This is a genomic window from Ruegeria sp. E1 (assembly GCF_056534225.1).
Genome location: NZ_JBQFPE010000017.1, coordinates 18,146 through 38,669, shown reverse-complemented (window position 1 = coordinate 38,669; position 20,524 = coordinate 18,146). Strand labels below are relative to the sequence as shown.

Here is a 20,524-nt window from a genome sequence, read left to right as displayed (position 1 = left end):
ATGCTGAAAATTCGTACTCAATCCGAATGGGTGGACCGAGCGAACGACGTTTTACCCGCCGGAGGTTTTGGGAACTTTGATCCCGGTATCATCATCGCGCGTGGCGAAGGCAGCCGCGTCTGGGACGAAGACGGCAACGAATATATCGACTACCTGATTGGCTCGGGCCCGATGCTACTGGGCCACGGCCACGCTGAAGTGATGGAAGCCGTTCTGGAACAATTGCCCAAGGGCATGACCTTTTTTGCCAATAACAGCAAAGGCATCGAATTGGCCGAAGCCATCGTTCAGGCCGTTCCATGTTGCGAACAGGTGCGTTTTGTCGCTTCGGGCGGTGAGGCTGATATGTACGCAATCCGGTTGGCCCGCGCTTTTACTGGACGTGACAAGATCCTGAAATTCGAAGGCGGCTATCACGGGATGAGCGCCGAGGCGCAGATGAGCCTTGCACCCGCCAAACGGGTCAACTTTCCGCAGGCCGTGCCTGACAGCGCAGGCATTCCGCAAGGCGTGGCTGATCAGATGTTGATCGCCCCATTCAACGATCTTGAAGCCGTTGCGGCGCTTTTGTCGGAACACGCAGATATTGCCGCAATCATTGTCGAGCCGTTGCAGCGGATCATCCCGCCCGAGCCCGGTTATCTGCAGGGGCTGCGCGACTTGTGCGATCAACACGATGTTCTGCTGATCTTCGACGAAATCGTAACGGGTTTCCGGCTTGCCTATGGTGGCGCGCAAGAACGGTATGGCGTGACCCCCGACATCTGCACATTGGGAAAGATTATCGGAGGGGGGTTCCCTCTGGCCGCGTTGGGTGCAAGCGCCGAGATCATGCAACATTTCGACAAGGCCAAGGTCGGCGGAGAAAACTGGCTGATGCAATTGGGCACCCTGTCCGGCAATCCGATCGCAGCAACAGCTGGATTGAAAACGATGGAAATTCTTTCCCGTGAAGGGGCCTATGACCAGCTGCGCGCCACAGGCCGCGCGTTGCAGGATATGCAATCAGAGGCCCTGAACGAGGCCGGAATAGCGCATCGAATCTGCGGTGACGAGACGCTGTTTGATATCTATTTCACCGACAAGCCGTGCCGCGATTATCGCACTGCTGCGCACGATGACCCTGCCAGGAACACTCGCTATAACGAGGTGCTACGCGCTAACGGAATCTTCAAATCGCCGGGCAAGCTGTATCCCTCTCTGGCGATTTCGGATCAGGATTTGGAACAGACCCGAAGGGCCGTCAAAGCAGCGGTCACCGCATTGGCGTCAGACTAAGCCAGCGCTTATCGCCGCATCGACACTCCGTTGTGGTAAAGGTGCACCTTGTCAGGTGCGGCGCCGACGGCGACGGTTTGCCCGCGCATATTGCGCTGCACGCCGGGCAGCTTGGCGATCACCTGATCCTTGCCCTCTTCGGCTGCGAAATACAGCAAAGTGACCTCGCCCAGCGCCTCGGTAAAATCCACAACGCCCGAGAAGATAGGTGTGCCGTCGGCAACAACCAAATCTTCGGGACGAACCCCGACATTGACCTGTTTGCCCGCATCTGCAGCCTCGGTTGGAATCGTAGAAACTGCAACACCCCCGCCATCTAGCGACACGGTGGTTTTTTGGCCGGTTTCCGCAATCGTCCCCGAAAGCAGGTTCATCGAAGGCGAGCCGATAAACTGCGCGACAAATTCATTGTCCGGTGTTTCGTACAGCTCAAGCGGTGTACCCACCTGCGCGATCCCTTTATTGGCCAGAACCACGATCCGGCTGGCCAGCGTCATCGCCTCGACCTGATCATGGGTCACGTAGATCATCGTGCTGTCGGGCATAGCCTCTTTCAGGCGCGCGATCTCGATCCGGGTGGCGACGCGCAGGGCGGCATCCAGATTTGAGAGAGGTTCATCGAACAGATAGACCTTGGGATCCCGCACAATTGCCCGCCCGATCGCAACCCTCTGACGCTGTCCACCGGAGAGAGCCTTGGGTAAACGATCCAAAAGCGGTTCGAGTTGCAGGATCTTTGCGGCGCGCTCAACAGCCTGATCTACTTCGGCCTTGGGCAGTTTGGCAATTTTCAAGGCAAAGGACATGTTCTCGCGTACGGTTAAATGCGGATACAGCGCATAACTTTGAAAGACCATCGCAATGCCCCGTTGCGCAGGCGGAACATCGTTCATGACCTGCCCTTCGATCTCAAGCGTTCCGCCGGTGATCTTTTCCAACCCTGCAATCATCCGCAGCAAGGTGGATTTGCCGCACCCCGAAGGGCCAACAAAAACAACCAATTCACCCTGTTCGATATCCAGATCAATGTGTTTCAGAACATCGACCGGCCCATAGGATTTGGCGACATCCGTGAGTTTGAGTTCCGACATGGTTTACCTCTTTTCCCGGGCCAGCAAACAGAATTGAGCGGCGTTCAGCGTTACCGTGCCTGCCCCATGAACGCCGCCCAATTCCTCCCCGATTACGTGCCAGTCGCCACCGGGCAGGCCGACTTCGGCGGGTTCCGAACCAAGATTAAATGCGCAGAACACCTGTTCGGCATTGTCCTCACGGGTGAAGCTCAGGACCGATCCGTCCTGTGCCATGCCGGTTTGCAAGCCCGACATCAGCGCCGAATGCGCATGGCGCAACGCAATCGCGCGGCGATAGTGATGCAGCATGGATTGCGGGTCGTGTTCCAGACGATCCACAGCCTGCTCTGCCTGCGCCGAACTCACCGGTAGCCAGGGATTGCCCGAACTGAAACCCGACTGTTCATCCTGCGCCGTCCAGACCATCGGTGTCCGGCACCCGTCGCGGCCCTTGAACTCGGGCCAGAATTCGATGCCATAGGGATCTTGCAGATCTTCAAACGCAACATCCGCTTCGGGCAGGCCCAGCTCTTCGCCCTGATAGAGGCAGGCCGAGCCACGCAGGCACATCATCAGAACCGCGTGCTGACGGATCGCCGCATAGTCGAGCCCCCAGCGCGAGGCATGGCGCTGCACGTCATGATTCGAGAAGGCCCAGCAAGGCCACGCGTCACCGGCCTTGTCCTCAAGTTGGTCGAACACCTGCTTGGCATAGGCTGCAGTAAGCGCTCGTTTTTCAAGAAACTCGAATGCATAACACATGTGCATCCGCTTATCGCCGGTGGTGTATTCGCCCATGATTTCCAGCCCGCGCTGAGCGTCACCAACCTCCCCCAGACAGGCCCGGCCTTCATATTCGTCGGTCAGGGCGCGCAGGCGTTCGAGGAAGGCAATATTCTCAGGCTGGCTTTTGGAATACAGATGATCCTGATGGTTGTACGGGTTCACCATCGGCGCGATCGAGGCGTTGCGCTGGTCCATCGGCAGGCCGGGGTTGTCGCGCAACTGAGCGTCGTGGAAATAGAAGTTGATCGTGTCCAGTCGGAACCCGTCCACCCCCAGATCCAGCCAGAACCGTGCAACGTCAAGCAGAGCATCCTGAACTTCGGTGCAATGGAAATTCAGATCAGGCTGCGAGGTCAGGAAGTTGTGCAGGTAATACTGCAATCTGCGGGGATCCCATTGCCAGGCTGAGCCGCCAAAGATCGACAGCCAGTTATTGGGTGGCGTGCCATCCGGCTTTGGGTCGGCCCAGACATACCAGTCGGATTTGGCGTTTTCGCGATCTGCGCGGCTTTCGATGAACCACGGATGCTGATCCGACGTATGGGACAGCACAAGGTCGATCATCACCTTCAGACCAAGGCCATGCGCCTGATCCAGAAGATCTTTGAAATCCGCCATCGTGCCGAACATCGGATCGACATCACGATAGTCGCTGACATCGTAGCCAAAATCCTTCATCGGAGATTTGAAGAAAGGCGAAATCCAGATCGCGTCGACACCAAGCGAGGCGATATAGCCAAGGCGCTGCGTGATGCCCTTCAGGTCGCCGATCCCGTCTCCATTGCTGTCCTGAAAGCTGCGCGGATAGATCTGATAGATCACCCCGCCGCGCCACCAGTCACCGGGCGCTTTGGTTGCTTTGCTTTGGTTCAGATTGTTTTGCACGTTCATGACACGCCTTTACTTGACTGATCCGGCCAGCAGGCCGCGCACCAGATATTTCTGCATTGCGAAGAAAACGACCAATGGCACAGCGATCGACACAAATGCCGCTGTCGCCAGAATTTCCCAGTTGCCGCCACGGGTGCCCAAAAGCTCGACAATTCGGTTGGTCATCACCGTAGTCTCGCCCGAGGCGTCGATCAGGAACACCTTAGCGACCAGCAGGTCATTCCATGTCCACAGGAACTGGAAGATCGCAAAGGACGCCAACGCCGGAAAGCTGAGCGGCAGGATCAGTTTGGTGAATATCTGAAACTCGGTCGCCCCATCGACGCGCGCGTTTTCGATCAGATCACGCGGCAGCCCGGCCATGTAGTTGCGCAACAGGTAGATCGCCAGTGGCATCCCGAACCCGGTATGCGCCATCCAGACGCCCAGATATCCTTTGCCAATCCCGATATTGAGGTGGAATTTCAGCAGCGGGATCAGGGCCAGTTGCAGGGGCACAACCAACAGCCCAACCACCGCTGCGATCAGCAGGGCGCGGCCCGGAAAGTCCATCCATGCCAATGCATAGGCTGCAAAGGCTGCGACAAGGATCGGGATGATCGTTGCCGGGATCGTAACCGTGAGCGTATTGAAAAAGGCCTTGCCCATGCTGTCGGTACTGTCTTCGGCCAACAGCACCTTATGGTAGTTGTCCAACGTAAATTCCGGTGGCAGTTCCGCCGTCACAAAGACGCGCGCGCCCCGGCTGCCGGTGAATTCTTCGGTGTTTTCCATCCGATAGTTGCCTTGGGCGTCCACCGTGATCGTGCCACCACGACGTAACTCGGCGGTCTCGCCCGGATCGAACGCATCCACCGCACGAGAGCTAACACCCCATTTCGAGATCGTAACCGTGGTTCCTGCCTCGAACAGGTTCCCCTCGATGACGTAGACGCCGTTTTCGTCCACCTGCGTGTCCGGCGCTGCACTCCGCAGAGTCAGGTTTTGCTCGGACGGGAACAGAGATTTCCACCATCCATTTGTCGCAATCTGATCTGCGGTCCGGAAAGACGAAATCAGCAAACCAAGCGTCGGCATTACCCAGAGAACCACCAGAAAGATCACCGATGCATGGACAACCCATCTGAGGGCCGGTCGGGTTCCTGCTATGTCATTCATCGCCTGTCCCCCTACTGCATTTCTTTGCGCGCATTGCGCACGTTCCAGATCAGAATTGGTGCAACCAGCAACATGATGACCATGGCCGAAGCCGAACCCACGCCCCAGTCATTGGCGCGGAACAGTTTGTCGTACATGTAGTTGGCAAGAACCTGTGTCTCCCACTGTCCGTTTGTCATCGCAAATACGATGTCAAAGACCTTGAGAACGGTGATCGTGATCGTGGTCCAGACAACAAGGATTGTTGTCATGATTTGCGGAACCTTGATCTTGAAGAAGATCTGAAACGGATTGGCACCATCCAGAATGGCAGCTTCGATGGTTTCTTCGGGAATACCGCGCAAGGCGGCCGATAGGATCACCATGGCAAAGCCCGTTTGAATCCAGATCAGAACCACCATCAGGAAGAAACTGTTCCAGAACGGTATGGTCAGCCAGGTTTGCGGCTCGGTTCCGCCGAAAAAGATATAAAGCGCATTCAGGATGCCAATCTGATCCTGTTCGGCCGGTCGAGTGTCATAAACCAGTTTCCAAATCACCGAAGCGCCAACGAACGAGATCGCCATGGGCATGAAGATCAACGCTTTGGCCAGATTTCCCCAACGAATTCGGTCGGTCAGCTGCGCAACCAACAGCCCAAAAGCCGTTGACATGGCCGGCACAACAATCAGCCAGAACATATTGTTGCGCATCGCCTCCCAGAACTTGGGCTCGGCCACCATCTGTGCATAATTGTCCAGCCCAACCCACCGATAGCCGCCGCCGGGCACCCGTTCGGTCAAAGACAGGCGCAAGGTCTCAACAACCGGATAGGCCAGATAGAGGCCCAGCGCGACGAGTGCCGGGAACAAAAACAGCCATGGTCGGATCATGTTCGCGCGGTTGATGTTTCGGCCCGCATTGGGACCGCGCGGCGGGAACAGGACTTTGTCCAGAAACTGATTGGACAGGAAGAAGTAGCCTACGCACCCCGACACGCCGATGGCGATGGTCAGCAGGCCCTGAAATGCCGGATGCATGACGCTCTCCGTAGCAAAAGGGGATTGGGGCGATCCGACAGCTCAGATCGCCCGCTTTCAGACGCGTTTAGTCAAGCGCGTCCCAGGAGGATTGGATTTCATCAGCAACCTCTTGCGCCGATGTTCCACCGGTATAGTCAACCATACCTGTCCAGAAGGTTCCGGCACCCACGCCGCCGGGCATCAGGTCGGATCCGTCAAACCGGAAGGTGGTCGCGCCCAGAAGAATGTCGTTCATCTTCTTCAACGTCGGGTCCGAGAACAGTGAGGTATCGACACCCTTGTGCGGTGTCAGAAAGCCAGTCAGTTGCATCCAGGTCTCATGCGCCTCGGGGGTCTGCAGATACTCGATCAGCGCATGTGCGCCGGGGCTGTCGTTGGTGATCGCCCACAAGGTACCCGCGCCCAGAACCGGGCTGCCGAGATCCTTGCTTTCATACGCGGGGAAGTAGAAGAAATCCGCATCTTCACCCACAACCGTTCCTTCCGGGAAGAAGGCGGGAATGAACGACGCCTGACGGTGCAGATAACACTGCGGAGGTGAGCTGAACATGCCTTTCGGGCTATCGCGGAAATCGGTTGTTGCAACTGCCCCTGCGCCACCAGCGACATAGTCATCATTCCGGGCGAATGCTCCGAATTCTTCGATCGCCGCAATCACCTTGGGGTCATTGAATTTCATCTCGTTTGCGACCCAAGCGTCGTAATCTTCAGGCGACTGGGTGCGCAGCATCATGTCCTCGACCCAATCCGTCGCGGGCCAGCCCGTCGCGCCACCGGACCCCAGACCGATGCACCACGGCGTTTCGCCGTCTGCCACGATCTGATCGGTCAGCGCCTTCAGCTCTTCCATCGTGGTGGGAACTTCATAGCCTGCATCTTCAAAGTTCTCTGGAACATACCAGACCAGCGATTTCACATCGACCTTGTAGAAGAACCCGTAGAGATGATCCTGCCCATCCGGACCCGGATAGGTGCCCAGATCAACCCAGGACTGACCCGCAGCATAGTTGTCGCGGATCCAGTCCGCGGTGCCATCGCCCAATGGCGTCAGGAAACCGGATTTGGCCATGTCTGCAGCCAATCCCGGCTGCGGGAACACGGCCACGTTGGGGGCGGATCCCGCCTCGGCGTCGATCCGGATTTGCTGCTCGAAACTGTCCGAGCCGACATAGGCGTACTCATGCCCGGTTGCGGCGGCAAAACCGTCCAGAACCTTTTCAACATTTTCCTGATCCGGGCCAAGCCATGGCCCAAATACGGTGACCTTGTCGGCATACGCCGCGCCCGCCATCAGGGCGAACGTTGCCGCGCCTGCGTAAAGCGAGTGTTTCATGAGCTTTCCTCCCAACTCTATCTCTTCTCGCGCTATCGAGACTCACTTTCAAAGCGCTTTGAATGCTGAATGTTATCCGCTAACATTCATGACCTGTCAATAACCAGTTTCGAATACCCTTATTTTAATGCTTCAAGGATATTCCGGTAAAATATATTGACGGAACTCAAATTTCCCCACAAAACAGAGGGAGCCACAATTTGAAGGCGCTTTGAAAGCTATGAACCTCAAACAACTCTCGGAAATCCTCGGGCTTTCACAAACGACGGTCAGTCGTGCCCTGAACGGATACCCTGAGGTGAACGAGAAAACGCGCCAGCGGATTCAAGCCGCTGCAGACGAACACGGATACCGCCCAAACAGCCGTGCCAAAGGGCTGGCCACCGGTCGTTCGATGGTCATCGGGCACGTGATCCCCCGATCGTCGCGGCACGAAATGGTAAACCCGATCTTTGGCGATTTCGTCGCCGGGGCCGCAAAGAAATACGCCGAAAACAGTTACGACATGATGTTCACCTACGCGCCGGACACCACAATCGAAGAAGCGTATCGCGGCCTTTTCTCGCGCGGTGCCGTGGATGGGATTGTTCTGCAAGGCCCAAAGGTGGACGAGCCCCGAATATCGGTCCTGTCGCGCATGGGCGTGCCATTCATTGTCCATGGGCGATCAACCGGGGCAAGCGAACCTTACGACTGGATCGACGTGAACAATCAGCGTTCATTCGAACGAGCGACCCAGTTCCTGATCGATCTCGGACATCGCCGCATTGCCTTGATCAATGGGTTGGAAGACATGGATTTTGCGCAGCGTCGGCGGCAGGGATATCTGGCCGCGCACAAGCAATCCGGCCTGACCCCCGACCCGATCCTGTCCCGCAGCGCCGAAATGACCGAGATTTACGGCCATCAAACCACAAGCGAGATGCTGGATCTGGATGACCCGCCCACGGCCATTCTGGCCTCGTCGATCATTTCCGCCGTTGGCGTCCGGCGCGCCATCGAAGAACGCGGATTGGTGATGGGCCGAGATGTCTCAGTCATCGCCCATGACGACGAGCTTTCGTATATGCAAAACGGCCTTGATGTGCCGATCTTCACCGCCACACGCTCGTCCGTCAGACATGCCGGTGAGCTTGCTGCCGAGATGCTGATCGAACGCATCAACGCCCCCAACGACCCGCCGAAATCGCTGCTGCTTGAGGCCGAACTGGTTGTCGGCAGCTCGACCGGCCCTGCCCCTCAAAGGTCTTGATATGAAACACAAACGCAGCGACTTCCCCGAAGGTTTTCAGTTCGGTGTTGCAACCTCGGCCTATCAGATCGAAGGGCACGCCCAAGGGGGTGCAGGCAAGACCCACTGGGACAGCTTCGCCGCGACGCCGGGAAACGTGGTTCGTGCTGAGAATGGCGATCTGGCTTGCGATCACTATCGTCGCTTTGAACAGGATCTGGATCTGATCAAGAATGCCGGTTTCGATTGCTATCGCTTTTCGACCAGCTGGGCCCGCGTCTTGCCCGAAGGTCGGGGTCAGGTCAATCAAGAGGGACTGGACTTTTATGATCGCCTGACCGACGGCTTGCTGGAACGCGGCATCAAACCCTGTGCCACTTTGTATCACTGGGAACTGCCCTCACCCCTTGCCGATCTGGGCGGGTGGAGGAACCCTGAGATCGCAAACTGGTTTGCTGAGTTCACCGAAACCATCATGGCCCGCATCGGGGACCGGATGTTCAGTGTGGCCCCGATCAACGAACCCTGGTGTGTCAGTTGGCTCAGCCATTTCGACGGCCACCACGCCCCCGGCTTGCGTGACATCCGTGCCACTGCGCGGGCCATGCATCACGTATTGCTGGCCCATGGTCGCGCCATTCAGGTGATGCGCGGATTGGGGATGCAGAACCTCGGCGCTGTGTTCAATCTGGAATGGGCAGAACCCGCAGATGACAGCGACGCGGCGCACAAAGCGGCCGCTCTTTATGACGGGATATACAACCGATTCTTTCTGGGCGGCGTATTCAACAAAGCCTATCCCCAAAACGTGCTGGAGGGGCTGGAGCCGTATTTGCCGACTGGATGGCAGGATGACTTTGACACCATAAGCACGCCGGTCGACTGGTGCGGGCTGAATTACTATACGCGGAAATTGATTGCGCCGACCGACGGTCCTTGGCCGCACTTGCAAGAGGTACCAGGCCCCTTACCCAAGACCCAGATGGGATGGGAAATTGAACCGGATGCCCTGTCGCGTTTTCTGATGCGCACAGCCCGGGATCATACCGGCGATCTGCCTATTTTTGTGACCGAAAACGGCATGGCCAGCCCCGAACGCATGGAGGATTCCGACCGTATCGATTACCTGAACAAACATCTGGCAGCAGTACGCCATGCGATCGATCACGGCGTCCCCGTAAACGGCTATTTTGTGTGGTCCTTGCTCGACAATTATGAATGGGCTTTGGGGTATGAAAAGCGGTTCGGGTTGGTCGATGTGGATTTCGACACCCTGGAACGGACGCCGAAAGCGTCATTTCATGCACTGAAATCTGCCCTTGCAGGCTAAGGCGGCCGGTCTGCGCACCGGCCGCCTGTACATCACTCGATAAAGGTTCGCGCCAGACGGTCGCGCAGAGGTTGGGCGAGATAGCTTAGCGCCGTCCGCTCACCTGTGTTTACGAACAAATCCGCAGGCATTCCGGGCAGAAGTTCCAGCGCCGTAACCTGATCCGGCTGTTCCCGATCCAGCCGGACCTGCGCCAGATAATAGGGCTCTCCGGTTCTGTCATCCTCTAGACTGTCGGCGGACAGATCCGAGATCGTGCCGGTCGCTTCGGGAATGTCACCCTGATCGAAAGCTGACAGCCGAACTCGGGTCGACTGACCAACATACAGCTTTTCAATGTCAGCCGTGTTCACACGCGCCTCGATCACAAGGGGCTGATCTGCTGGCACAATATCCAGAATGGCCTCTCCTGGTCGCACGACGCCGCCTGCGGTAAAGACCGTCAAACCAACGACTCGCCCGCTGACCGGGGCCGTAACGGCCACGCGCTTGCGCCGCTCGACCGCACCGGCATATTGCGGCTCAAGCGTGGCCAACAGCGCCTCGACTTGCGCAAGTTCTGCCGAGGCCGCTCCGATCCGCTGCGATTGCGCACCTATGCTGGCCAGTTGCAATTCGCTGATCTGATTGCGCGCCTGCGCCTCTTGCGTCGTTAGAGAAGCATCGACGCCAATCAAGCGTTCAACCTCGACGCGGCGGCTGTTGACCCTGTTTGCGGCAACAAGACCTTTTGCCAGCAAGGTTTCCAGATTGCCCAGTTCTTCTCGGGTGATGTCCATCTGCCGACCATTGGCCTGTCGCTGCGCCTGCAACCCGCTTATCTGGTCGCGCAGATTGGCGATCTGCTGATCCAGCAGGTTCTGCTCAGCCTTGCGCGTCTGAATATCGGCGTCGAACAATTGCTTTTGCGTTACAAAGGCGTGATCCAAGTCCACACTGCGCATGGCCACGCGTTGCAAGGTCACGACGTCCGCCAGATCAAAGGACTCCTGACCCTTAATCTGCGCGATCAACCGTGCACGCCGCACTGTCAACTCGCCCAACTGGCTTGAGATCACGTCCAGATTGACGTCCAGATCAGTGCTGTCCAGCTCGACCAGAGTTTGTCCGGCCTCGACCAAATCACCATCGGCAACAAGGATGGAACGCACAATGCCGCCATCCAGATGTTCAACAGTTTTCCGGTTGCCTTCGACCACAAAAGATGCAGGAGCCACCACCGCGCCGTCCAGCTTCGAAGCAGCCGCCCAATAGGCGGCACCGCCTACGAAACCAGCCACGACCAGCAATCCCAAGGCCACAAAACCTTTGATGCCCGAGCCCGGTACTTTCTGTTCAACACGGTTGAAATCTTCCAGACGCAGTACGCCCTGCGCCGGTTGGTTATAAACTACAGGTGTCATTGCGATGCTCCTTTCCGGATCTGTTTTTGCCCCTCTTGCCCGCCAAGTTGCGGCTGTTGCTGAGTGGCAAGCCCCGTCTGCTGCCGGGGGCGCAGAATGTCTTCCTTGTCGCCAAAGCCAGTCTGGTTTCCCTTGTTCATCGTCAGAACCTTGTTGACTGCCTCCAGCGTGCTGGGGCGATGGGTCATGACAAAGGTGATGGCACCGCGGGCGCTGGCGCCACGAATGGCATTGCGCAAGGCAAGCTCTCCTTGTGCATCCAGATCCGAGTTCGGCTCGTCCAGCACCAGAATGAACGGGTCGTTATACAGCGCCCGCGCCAACGCAATGCGCTGACGTTGACCGCCGGAGAGGTGAAATCCGTTACCCAGATGCGTCTCGTACCCGTCTGGCAGACTGCTGATCAGGTCGTGGACATCGGCAGCAACGGCGGCTTCAAAGACTTTGGCATCGTCCACCGAAGTCGAAAACCGCGCGATGTTGTCCCGGATGGTGCCATCAAACAGCTGCACATCCTGCGGCAGATATCCGATCATATGACCCAGCGCCTGCGGATCCCATTTTGCCATGGGTGTACCATCCAGACGAATGGCGCCTCGCTGAGGTGTCCAGATACCTGCCAGCATCTTGGCGAGCGTTGTCTTACCGGAACCGCTATGGCCGATGACAGCCACGACATCCCCGGCGGTGACGGCAAACTCGATCCCGTAAATCGTCGCGTTCCGCGCCAGGGGAGGGCCCGCCTGAACGATCACGGTGTTGATCGCCAATTGGGGCCGAGGCAATGGTAGACGGCTGGGCTGCTCGGGGAATGCCTCATCCAATGCGCGAAGGGTCTTGTATGATCCCCGCGCTGCAAGAAACCCGCGCCATTGGCCGATCAACTGATCGATAGGTGCAAGGGCCCGCGCCAGAACAATCGTGGCTGCGATCATCACGCCCGCGGTCGTCTGCCCGGTGATGGCAAGCGCCGCCCCCAGACCCAGCATTCCCGACTGCAGCGCCATTCGGATTGTCTTGGACAGTACCGAAAAACTGGAGATGCGATCAGAAACGCGCGTTTTCAGACTGTGCGCATCAAGTTGCAGAGCCGTCCAGCGACGGGCGAGATCACCATTCATGCCCATCGACTGGACAAGCTCTGCGTTTTGCTCACCGGTGGTGAACATGGCGTCGGACCTGCCACGCGCACGGGACGCTTCCAGCATCACATCCGCCGCGCGTGAATTGTTGATCAGGGCCAGAATTGTAAGGGTCAGTGCACCGGCAAGACCCAGCGCACCCAGATAAGGGTGCAGCATGTACAGCACCGCCAGATAGATCGGGATCCACGGCGCGTCGAAAAATGCGGTCAGCGTTGGACCGGAAATGAAATCGCGCAGCCCGGTAATATCTGCGGCCGGGTTATCTCCGTCCGCGGTTTTGCCCTGTACGCGACGACGGATCGCGGCCTGCAGCAGCGGCGCTCCGATCTTGAGTTCGAACCGCGCGCCAAGGCGGTTCAGGATGCGGACCCGCATCAGGTCCAGCAGGCCGGTGACGATGAACACGCCGCCCAACAGCAAGGTCAGGGCAATCAACGTATCCATGTTCTGGCTGGTGAGCACACGATCATAGACCTGCAACATATAAAGCGGACCGGCGAGCATAAGAAGGTTAAGGACAAGGCTGAAGAAGCCGACTGCAAAAAAGCCGCCCCGTAGCGAGGACCAGGCTGATTTTACGGATGATTTTTTCTGAAACATGACGGTGATCTCTTTTCAGGGTGAAAGGGTGGCGACCTGCGCCGCCACCCCGTTGGTCTTTTGATCAGGCGACGAAATCGTCGTCGGTCAGGTCGCTGGCATTGACGCCCGCCAGACGGACCGAGTTGTCCGAGGCGAAGGACAGGACCACGTCGGCACCGTCCTGTGCGACATTCAGCGGACCCTCGAAGTCGCCGAATGCCAACTGATCGAGCCCGGCCTGGAAGTCCTGAATGACGTCGTTGCCGAAATCGCCTTCGAACACGAAGGTGTCGTTGCCCGCGCCACCGATCAGGATGTCATCGCCACCCTCACCGTTCAGCACGTCATCCCCGGCCTGACCGTTCAGCGTGTTCGAACCCGAGTTGCCGGACAGAACGTCATCGCCGCCATTCGGGCTGCCTGCGTTGTTCGAACCGTTGATGTTCTCGAACCCGAACACCTGATCCAGGATCGCCCCATCCGGCGCGTTGACCTGTGCAACACCGTTGCCGTCCTCATCGAGGTCCAGAACAACTCCCGGCCCTGCGGTGAACAGCGCGGTATCGATTCCTTCGCCACCGATGATGACGTCTGCACCACCGAACGAGTGGATCGAGTCGTTACCGGCACCACCGTCGAGCACGTTGAACTCGTTGTTGCCCAGGATCAGATCATCGCCGTCCGAGCCGATGACATTCTCGAAGTCATCGACCTCGATCTCGACACCGTCGCCCGCCCGGATCACACCATTTTGCGAGGCCGGTCCGGGTTGCGGCGTGTTGATGTCCAGATCGACGACAACGCCATCAAAGCTGGACAGATCAACCGTGTCACTGTCATCCGAGCCCACAACCCGCTCGATCGAGCTGAGGATGTCGGTCTCAACCTGATTGTCGATCACGTCCAGACCCACAACGCCGGTACCGCCCGTGGCATTCACGTCCAGCGTCGCACCTGCGTCAACCAGCGTGTCCTGAACAACCGGGCCGTTCTGACCGGCTGGTGCGTTATGCAGGTGGATGGCTGAAACAACGCCCGGGATCGGGGTGTTCAGGTCCGCCTCGTTCAGGCCGGTGACACTGAGTTCACTCGAATATGTGACCTCGCCGGTGTGCAGGCTCTGCACCACAACCGCTGTCGCAAAACCCGTGGCGTCGCTGTCGGACAATGGGCCCGGCTCCTGCGCCGCATCCAACGGGCCGCTGAGGGTGATGGTACGGATACCATCCACGGTTTCGTCGCTTTGAACCAGCAACTGACCGCGAATTTCACCACCGGGGAAGTCGGCTGTGTGAATGTTGTAGTACAGGTTGTTTGCTGCAGCCTGTTCCACAAACGCAGCCCCATCCGCAATCGCCGACCCGAACTGACCGGGTGCTGTGACCGCCTGATTGACAACACTGACGTTAAAGCCCGTGTCGCGGGTTGCGGTGCCGTTGCCATTGGCATCCAGATTGACGGTCACGGCCACATCCAAATCCGAGAAATCGGCTGTGTCGAACCCGTCTCCACCTTCGATGAAGTCATTCCCAAGGCCGCCGACGATCACGTTGTCACCGTCCCCGGTGATCAGAACGTCATCCCCCGCGCCACCGTCGACGACACCGTTGATCTGACCCAGGTCTACAACGATGTCGTCTCCGGCGCCCAGCAACACGTTACCATTTACGATCCCATCGTCATCGTTAACAAAGGTTACTGAGCCTGCGTCGGTGGCGTCGATTGCGTTGACTTGTCCGGTGATTTCACCCTCGTTGATGATGGCGCCTAGAATGTTCAGCCCCCCATCAACCCGGATACCTGCCGCCGCGTCGCTGTCTTCCGACCCGGCGATGACACCGCTGTTCTGCACCAGACCGGCAAAGCTGGCATCCTCGACATTGCTGAACAGGCGCAGACCATCACCGACCTGATTTCCTTCAGCAGCATCGCCGCGGCCTTGCAGGGTGCCTTCGTTGAAGATCGCGGCCGAGACCACATCTCCGTTCACGTCGCCGGTTTGCAGGGATACCGCCGAGCCGTTGTTGCCTTCACCCGCATCCACCAGTCCGGTGTTGGTGAAGGTGTAGTTGTCGGCAGTTCCATCGGCATAGACGGTTCCGTTGCGCTGGTTCCCGGTGCCGAGGATTTCGCCCTCGTTGCGGACGTCCAGACCAAAGCCGTCGATGTTCAGCGCGCGGCTATCAGACGTCACCGTACCAGTGTTCAGGAACGAACCACCCGAGTGATCGCCGGTTCCAAAGTACACGCCATTCTGTACGCCCGAGATCAGGCCCGAGTTGGTCAGTGTGCCCTGGAAGTTCACGCCGTTAACGACGCGCAGACCCGCAACCGTGCCATTGGCGCCTTCGGACGAAATGGTGCCCGAGTTGGTGATCGTGGCATCAGTCGTGCCCGAGTTGCCAACATTGCCAACACGCACACCGTCACCGGCCAGACCTAGCGCTGCACCCGCGTTGCCGCGACCCGCGATGGTGCCGTCATTGTCCAGCGTAAAGGTGTTTGCGCCGTCCTCGGCCCCGCCGATTTCAACACCAAAGCCCGAGCCCTGATTGTGCTCTCCCGCGTCGATGGTGCCATTGGCAAGGTTACGGACCGAGAAATCGTCAGCCGTGCCATCCGCATAGACAGTTCCGTTGCGCTGATCGCCAGTGCCCAGAATGTAGCCGCCGTTAACCAGATCAACGCCTGTGCCGTCGATGTTGACCGCGCGGCTGCCGGACTGGATGGTGCCAAAGTTCAGCACGTCCAGATCATGCTCGGCCTCGCCGATATACAGACCGTTGCGGACCCCTTCGATCACACCGGTCGAGGTGTTCAGGATACGACCCTCAGCCGCCACACCGTCCGCAATGCGGATACCGCCTGCGGTGCCCTGATTGCTCTCGGATGAGATCAGGCCGCTGTTGACGATGTCGGTTTCCGAGATCGTGCCCTCGGCACCATTGTTGATGCGGATACCGTCACCTGCGCCGGGCGTGTTCGAGGCCTCTTGACCGCGCCCCTGAATGGTCGCGCCAAAGCCGTTGAACAGGGTGTTGGCAACGCGATCACCAACCTCGTCACCCACTTGGAGCGAGATACCGGCACCATTGTTGCCTTCGCCCGCGTCGATTGTACCGCCCGAGAAGTTGCTGATGCTAACGTCTTCAGCGGTCGAGTTGGTGTAGATCGTACCGTTGCGCTGATCCCCGGTGCCGATGATGTCACCAAAGTTGCGAACGCTGACGCCTTCACCCTGAATGTCCACCGCACGGCTGTCGGACGAGATGACACCACCCCGGAAGTTATCCAACCGGCCCGAGCTGCCCGCTCCGACAAATTGAACGCCGTTGAACTCACCCGCGATTTCACCAAAGTTGCGGATATCTGCGCTGCCTGCGACCTTGATGCCGGTGGCCAGCGCATCAGGGCCTGAGTTGGCCTGAATACTGCCCGAGCGGAAATTGAAAATCTGGGCATTCTCGCCTTCAACCGCGACGGCAGCCGCAGCATTGTTTGTAGTGATCTGCCCAAAGTTCAGCAGGCGGGCAAAGTCGTTATCCAGCACAAAGGCCGGGGTATTATCGACAAGGGTGGATTGGAAAAAGCCGTTGGTCAGCGTTTGCCCGTCACGGACGGTTTCCTGCGCCAGTGACGATGTCGTCAGCAATCTGGCGCGCAAAGATGCAAGAAATTCGGAAAGCATTGGGTTCTCCTGGGTTGCGTTGTTGTCTCTCAGAGGACCAACCGTGGGTCGGCTGTCCGCTGTCTCAACAAGGGCGCGAGACCGGGAAACTTGGAAATTCTTCCTTTGAATGGAGCATATAACCTGCGCAAATATTCACAGAACTCGCGAGGGCGCAGGTAATATTTATTGTTATTTTTCTGATAGTTAAAATTCTTCGATCAACGCGGGAAAACTATTCGCTCCCATAGCTTCACGAAAATGTTGGCGCACTTGATGCAAAGTAGAGCCGCGAGTTGACAACATATCGGTGTTTTTCGAAAGAACTGATCCAGCGACGCCGCCACACCGGGATATGCCGACTCGGTCAGGTGTCGGTCACCACCGCCTGTTTCACCAGATGCGCATTGCGCGACGCCACGGTGCCTTGCGGCGGCGAGAGATATATCTGCCGGCTCATCGCATCGATGATCTCGGGGTGTGGATATTGCGGCCGGGTCAGCGCCCCAAGCTCTCGCATATTCCCCTTGTCATCGAACGGCACGAAGGACAGGCCAAAGCCGTCGCGTTTGAATTGTTCTGCGGCGATGGCGTTGACCATCGTGCAGGCTTCGCTTTGCGCCACATATCGGCAAACCGTTTCGAACCGGGCGGTCGTCACATCGATGCCGGTCTTTTCGGCGATCGTATCCGAAGCCTCTGGCAAATCGCTTTCCAGATCATAGCCAAACGAGATCGGAAACCGGATGAGTTGATCCGCAGGGACGTCATGCGCCCAGATACTGTTTTTGCGACTTAAGGGGTGCCCGGACCGGACACCCAGATACAGCGGCTCAAGCCAGAGTGAGGTAAAATCCATCGGGCGCTTAGAGCCGTGGTAGATCTGATCAAAACTTTTGCGCGCAATAAAGCCGACATCGACGGATCGATCCTCGACCATCTTAGCGAGAGCAACTGGATATTCCTCGACAATCACAATCTTGCGGTCGGGAACCGCCTGTTCAAACAGATCGCGGAAATAGAACGACAAATAGGCGGCCAGGGTCGGTGTCATGCCTAGCCGGATCGGCGGCAGCTCGGTAGTCTGATACCGCCGCGCCAGATCGCCAATCGCATCCACAGTTTCGACCACCTGCGCGGCATGTGCGGCCAGTTCCCGCCCGAACTCGGTCAACGATACACCATCCTTCCCGCGCTCGAAGATGGGAACGCCCAGCTCCGCCTCAAGTTTCTTGATCTGGTTCGACAGGGCAGGTTGGCTCACGGCAGCGGCTTGCGAAGCGCGCGTAAAGTTCTGATGCTCGGCAACGGCAAGAACATATTGAAGATCGCGCAGGTTCATAAGTTACGGCCAAATTCGTCAGAAAGTTACATGAGTGAATAAGCCGAACCTGCCCAGACCTGCCGGCACTGGCAATATCAGCGGGCGCAAATCTCGGGAACGTGAAAACCCGTGTGGGTCGGGTTCGGTGAATTCAATCTCGTCTGTGCAGCAACAGCCCCCATATCCCGCCCTAAGTCATTCGGCGCCCTTCAGGGCAGATCAGGAAGCGTCAGCATCGGCGCGGTACGTTCAACTTCGTAATCGTACTCACCTGTCGCTGAGGTCAGGTGGACTTGCAGCTTAAACGCCCCTTCAAACCGCTCGAAATATGCAAAATCAATAGCATTGGCGGCGCTGATGTCTTCGCATTGCACAAGATAATCCGCATGAAACTCGGTATGGGCCTCTGGGGTGCTGTTATCCTGCGGACGGAACGCATCCCCAACCAACGCGACATTTGCGGACAGCGTGGCGCAGCTGGCCTCGGGCGGAATAACAAAAAGGTCCATAGGCTTCGAGAGGTCCGAAATCGCGGAAGCTATGCGCGCACGTTCTTCTTCACTCTCCGCCGTTTGCTCGAATCCGACGACGTCTGTGCCAGGCACCTGCAGCACCAGTCTGAACGCTGTGTCCGTGACTTCAACCGACAGCCGCCCGATTCCATGGGTATGGGTCTCGAACGACCATGCGTTCTGCGCCGTCAACGCGACCGACAAAAGGGACAAGGCAATGGCGGCACTCTTCATTCATTCACCAACACTCGAACTCACAGAGCTTATTTTAAAAGATTTGTGCTATCACGCAACGTGCAACGCCTCGCGCAATCCCGCTATTTATGAGGGGTAATTTTCCGACAATAAAACTCAGGTTGACATTCTTTATAATTTTTATCAGGAATCATGCCGACCAAGCCTGCGGTGATGCAGGTGCAAACCCCGTTGAACAGGAAAGCGCATTTCACATGACCCGATCTTTCGCCGCGACCAGTGCACTGGCCTTGTGCCTCGCAAACGCAGCCGCTGCCGATGCCCCATCCAAGGCAGATGTCATCGAGAACTATGCCAACATCGCCGAGGCCAAGTATGGTGACAGCCTGATCGCCGCCAAAACACTGCAGGTTGCAGTGAATGCGCTGATCGAAACCCCGTCTGACGCGACCCTGAACGCGGCCCGCGCCGCATGGATCGCCGCGCGCGTGCCCTATCAGCAGACCGAGGTTTATCGCTTTGGCAACGCCATCGTCGATGACTGGGAAGGCAGGGTTAATGCCTGGCCTCTGGACGAGGGCCTGATTGACTATGTGGACGCGTCCTATGGCGGACCAACCGACGAAAACGAGTTTGCCGCGCTTAATGTGGTCGCCAACCCCAGCTTTGACCTGTCGGGTCAGACCATCGACGCAAGCGAGATCACCCCCGAACTGCTCTCGGAGACCCTGCACGAGGCCGATGGGGTCGAGGCCAACGTTGCCACCGGCTATCACGCCATCGAATTTCTGCTGTGGGGTCAGGACCTGAACGGGCATGGCTCTGGCGCAGGCAACCGTCCCTGGACCGATTATGCCCAAGGTGAAAATTGCACCAACGACAACTGTGATCGCCGCGCCCAGTATCTGAGTGCCGCAACCGATCTATTGGTCAGCGATCTGGAGTGGATGGCCGCGCAATGGGCTGAAGGTGGTGACGCCCGCGTAGCCCTGACCGTAAATGAGGTCGCCGGCGTCAGCGCCATGCTGACCGGCATGGGCTCTCTGTCCTATGGTGAACAGGCAGGGGAACGGATGCGCCTTGGCCTGATGCTGAACGACCCCGAGGAAGAGCATGACTGCTTTGCCGACAACACGCACAACAGCCATTACTATGATGGTCTCGGCATCCAGAATGTCTATCTGGGCAGCTACACCCGCATCGACGGCACACCGGTCTCGGGCGCATCGCTGTCTGATCTGGTGGTCGCAACTGACCCGGCACTGGACACCGAGATGAAGGCCAAATTGGCGGTCACGATGCAGGCTTTGGGTCTGCTAAAGTCGACCGCCGAGGCAGGATTCGCTTATGACCAAATGCTCGAACGAGGCAACAAAGGTGGCGAAGCCCTGATCATGGGCGGAGTCAATAGCCTGATCGATCAGACCAGGACCATCGAGCGTATCGTGGCCGCGCTGGAACTGGATCAGATCGAGTTCGAAGGTTCGGATAGTCTGGATAACCCCAACGCGGTTTTCCACTAGCGCAGTTGGCTGAGGGCGTACCGCGCTCTCAGCCTATCGCATCACAAACCGTTGCACCTGCCGACTGGACG

Annotated in this window: 14 protein-coding genes; 4 read left to right on the top strand and 10 right to left on the bottom strand. The window is 57.9% G+C overall.

Annotation, left to right across the window (positions count from 1 at the left end; genetic code table 11):
- Positions 1-1,278 carry an aspartate aminotransferase family protein gene (locus ACR0FG_RS18630; protein ID WP_480894652.1) on the top strand — a complete coding sequence of 426 codons (1,278 nt, stop codon included), beginning with the start codon at positions 1-3 and terminating at the stop codon, positions 1,276-1,278.
- An 8-nt stretch (positions 1,279-1,286) separates the two neighbouring features.
- Here ACR0FG_RS18630 and ACR0FG_RS18625 read toward each other — a convergent pair whose 3' ends face one another.
- The 5 genes from ACR0FG_RS18625 to ACR0FG_RS18605 all read right to left on the bottom strand — a co-directional run bounded on the left by ACR0FG_RS18625 (position 1,287) and on the right by ACR0FG_RS18605 (position 7,541).
- Complete coding sequence (locus tag ACR0FG_RS18625; protein WP_480894650.1) at positions 1,287-2,369, bottom strand: ABC transporter ATP-binding protein; 1,083 nt, start codon at positions 2,367-2,369, stop codon at positions 1,287-1,289.
- 3 nt (positions 2,370-2,372) lie between these two features.
- The gene (locus ACR0FG_RS18620; protein WP_480894648.1) at positions 2,373-4,028 is read right to left on the bottom strand and encodes an alpha-glucosidase; all 1,656 of its coding nucleotides are present in this window, start codon (positions 4,026-4,028) and stop codon (positions 2,373-2,375) included.
- Between the two features lie 9 nt (positions 4,029-4,037).
- The gene (locus ACR0FG_RS18615; RefSeq protein WP_480894647.1) at positions 4,038-5,186 is read right to left on the bottom strand and encodes a carbohydrate ABC transporter permease; all 1,149 of its coding nucleotides are present in this window, start codon (positions 5,184-5,186) and stop codon (positions 4,038-4,040) included.
- Positions 5,187-5,197: 11 nt separating this feature from the next.
- Positions 5,198-6,205, bottom strand: a complete 1,008-nt coding sequence (locus tag ACR0FG_RS18610; protein ID WP_480894645.1) for a carbohydrate ABC transporter permease — start codon at positions 6,203-6,205, stop codon at positions 5,198-5,200.
- Between the two features lie 67 nt (positions 6,206-6,272).
- The gene (locus tag ACR0FG_RS18605; protein WP_170716380.1) at positions 6,273-7,541 is read right to left on the bottom strand and encodes an ABC transporter substrate-binding protein; all 1,269 of its coding nucleotides are present in this window, start codon (positions 7,539-7,541) and stop codon (positions 6,273-6,275) included.
- Between the two features lie 220 nt (positions 7,542-7,761).
- Between ACR0FG_RS18605 and ACR0FG_RS18600 the strand changes: the two genes are divergently transcribed.
- A complete protein-coding gene (locus ACR0FG_RS18600) occupies positions 7,762-8,793 on the top strand; it encodes a LacI family DNA-binding transcriptional regulator (protein WP_480894643.1) in 1,032 nt (343 codons plus the stop codon).
- A gap of 1 nt (position 8,794) precedes the next feature.
- Positions 8,795-10,102, top strand: a complete 1,308-nt coding sequence (locus ACR0FG_RS18595) for a GH1 family beta-glucosidase (protein WP_480894641.1) — start codon at positions 8,795-8,797, stop codon at positions 10,100-10,102.
- Positions 10,103-10,134: 32 nt separating this feature from the next.
- Here the strand turns inward: ACR0FG_RS18595 and ACR0FG_RS18590 are convergent, their stop codons facing one another.
- The 5 genes from ACR0FG_RS18590 to ACR0FG_RS18570 all read right to left on the bottom strand — a co-directional run bounded on the left by ACR0FG_RS18590 (position 10,135) and on the right by ACR0FG_RS18570 (position 18,969).
- A complete protein-coding gene (locus ACR0FG_RS18590; RefSeq protein WP_480894639.1) occupies positions 10,135-11,505 on the bottom strand; it encodes an HlyD family type I secretion periplasmic adaptor subunit in 1,371 nt (456 codons plus the stop codon).
- Positions 11,502-13,250: a type I secretion system permease/ATPase gene (locus ACR0FG_RS18585; protein WP_480894637.1), complete on the bottom strand. Its 1,749-nt coding sequence runs from the start codon at positions 13,248-13,250 to the stop codon at positions 11,502-11,504. The genes ACR0FG_RS18590 and ACR0FG_RS18585 overlap by 4 nt, the downstream gene beginning before the upstream one ends.
- A gap of 64 nt (positions 13,251-13,314) precedes the next feature.
- Positions 13,315-16,920 (bottom strand): beta strand repeat-containing protein, encoded by a 3,606-nt coding sequence (locus tag ACR0FG_RS18580; protein ID WP_480894635.1) that lies wholly within the window; start codon positions 16,918-16,920, stop codon positions 13,315-13,317.
- 346 nt (positions 16,921-17,266) lie between these two features.
- A complete protein-coding gene (locus ACR0FG_RS18575) occupies positions 17,267-18,241 on the bottom strand; it encodes a LysR family transcriptional regulator (RefSeq protein WP_480894633.1) in 975 nt (324 codons plus the stop codon).
- A gap of 191 nt (positions 18,242-18,432) precedes the next feature.
- Positions 18,433-18,969, bottom strand: a complete 537-nt coding sequence (locus ACR0FG_RS18570; protein ID WP_480894631.1) for a ZrgA family zinc uptake protein — start codon at positions 18,967-18,969, stop codon at positions 18,433-18,435.
- A 215-nt stretch (positions 18,970-19,184) separates the two neighbouring features.
- Here ACR0FG_RS18570 and ACR0FG_RS18565 point away from each other — a divergent pair, with 215 nt between their 5' ends.
- Positions 19,185-20,453, top strand: coding sequence for an imelysin family protein (locus ACR0FG_RS18565; protein ID WP_480894629.1), 1,269 nt, complete (start codon positions 19,185-19,187; stop codon positions 20,451-20,453).
- The last annotated feature ends 71 nt before the right edge of the window (positions 20,454-20,524 follow it).

Excerpts from the sequence above, each read along its gene's own strand:
- ACR0FG_RS18630 (WP_480894652.1), top strand. The coding sequence starts at position 1 with ATGCTGAAAATTCGTACTCAATCCGAATGGGTGGACCGAGCGAACGAC.
- ACR0FG_RS18625 (WP_480894650.1), bottom strand. The coding sequence starts at position 2,369 with ATGTCGGAACTCAAACTCACGGATGTCGCCAAATCCTATGGGCCGGTC.
- ACR0FG_RS18620 (WP_480894648.1), bottom strand. The coding sequence starts at position 4,028 with ATGAACGTGCAAAACAATCTGAACCAAAGCAAAGCAACCAAAGCGCCC.
- ACR0FG_RS18615 (WP_480894647.1), bottom strand. The coding sequence starts at position 5,186 with ATGAATGACATAGCAGGAACCCGACCGGCCCTCAGATGGGTTGTCCAT.
- ACR0FG_RS18610 (WP_480894645.1), bottom strand. The coding sequence starts at position 6,205 with ATGCATCCGGCATTTCAGGGCCTGCTGACCATCGCCATCGGCGTGTCG.
- ACR0FG_RS18605 (WP_170716380.1), bottom strand. The coding sequence starts at position 7,541 with ATGAAACACTCGCTTTACGCAGGCGCGGCAACGTTCGCCCTGATGGCG.
- ACR0FG_RS18600 (WP_480894643.1), top strand. The coding sequence starts at position 7,762 with ATGAACCTCAAACAACTCTCGGAAATCCTCGGGCTTTCACAAACGACG.
- ACR0FG_RS18595 (WP_480894641.1), top strand. The coding sequence starts at position 8,795 with ATGAAACACAAACGCAGCGACTTCCCCGAAGGTTTTCAGTTCGGTGTT.
- ACR0FG_RS18590 (WP_480894639.1), bottom strand. The coding sequence starts at position 11,505 with ATGACACCTGTAGTTTATAACCAACCGGCGCAGGGCGTACTGCGTCTG.
- ACR0FG_RS18585 (WP_480894637.1), bottom strand. The coding sequence starts at position 13,250 with ATGTTTCAGAAAAAATCATCCGTAAAATCAGCCTGGTCCTCGCTACGG.
- ACR0FG_RS18580 (WP_480894635.1), bottom strand. The coding sequence starts at position 16,920 with ATGCTTTCCGAATTTCTTGCATCTTTGCGCGCCAGATTGCTGACGACA.
- ACR0FG_RS18575 (WP_480894633.1), bottom strand. The coding sequence starts at position 18,241 with ATGAACCTGCGCGATCTTCAATATGTTCTTGCCGTTGCCGAGCATCAG.
- ACR0FG_RS18570 (WP_480894631.1), bottom strand. The coding sequence starts at position 18,969 with ATGAAGAGTGCCGCCATTGCCTTGTCCCTTTTGTCGGTCGCGTTGACG.
- ACR0FG_RS18565 (WP_480894629.1), top strand. The coding sequence starts at position 19,185 with ATGACCCGATCTTTCGCCGCGACCAGTGCACTGGCCTTGTGCCTCGCA.